A 609-nucleotide genomic window follows, 5' to 3' on the forward strand; every position below is an offset into this window, starting at 1 on the left:
GGCCGCCGAGCAGGATCAGGATCCGGTTGCCGAGCTTGCGCAGGCGCAGCGCGCGCTCGACCTCGCCGCGGTGGACGCGCGCGATCGCGATCGCGTCGTCGAGGCCCAGGAGGTCGGGCGCCGCCAGGAACATCATGTGGAGGAGATGGCTCTCGAGCCACTCGCCGGCGTAGTAGAGCCGGCGCAGGGCCCGCACGGCCGGCGCCGGCGTCACGCCCCAGGCCGCCTCGATCGCGTGGACCGCGCTCATCTGGTAGGCGACCGGGCAGATCCCGCAGATGCGCGCCATGAGGTCGGGCAGCTCGTCGGCGCGGCGCCCGCGCGCGAAGGCCTCGAAGAAGCGCGGCGGCTCGTAGATCTCGAGCCGCAGGTCGGTGACCCGGCCGTCCTCCACGGTGAGGTGGAGGGCGCCCTCGCCCTCGACCCGCGCCAGGGCCCCCACCTCGATGCGCCGGCGCTCAGTCATGGGGCCCGTCCTCGCGCTCGAGCGCGTCGGCGAGCGAGCGGAACTCGCGCCGCCAGCCGTTGATGTGGCGCAGGCGCCGCACGGCGTCGCGCCGCGGGAGGCCGGCGGCCTCGAAGGCGCGCAGCAGCGAGGCCGGGTTCGGG

1 protein-coding gene is annotated in these 609 nt (G+C 75.9%); it reads right to left on the minus strand.

Annotation, left to right across the window (positions count from 1 at the left end; genetic code table 11):
- Positions 1-466 (minus strand): nickel-dependent hydrogenase large subunit (locus L6Q96_23400; GenBank protein MCK6557494.1); only part of this gene is annotated, 466 nt, incomplete at its 3' end.
- Positions 467-609 lie beyond the last annotated feature (143 nt).

The sequence above is a fragment of the Candidatus Binatia bacterium genome, from assembly GCA_023150935.1.
Taxonomy (GTDB): Bacteria; Desulfobacterota; Binatia; order HRBIN30; family HRBIN30; genus JAKLJW01.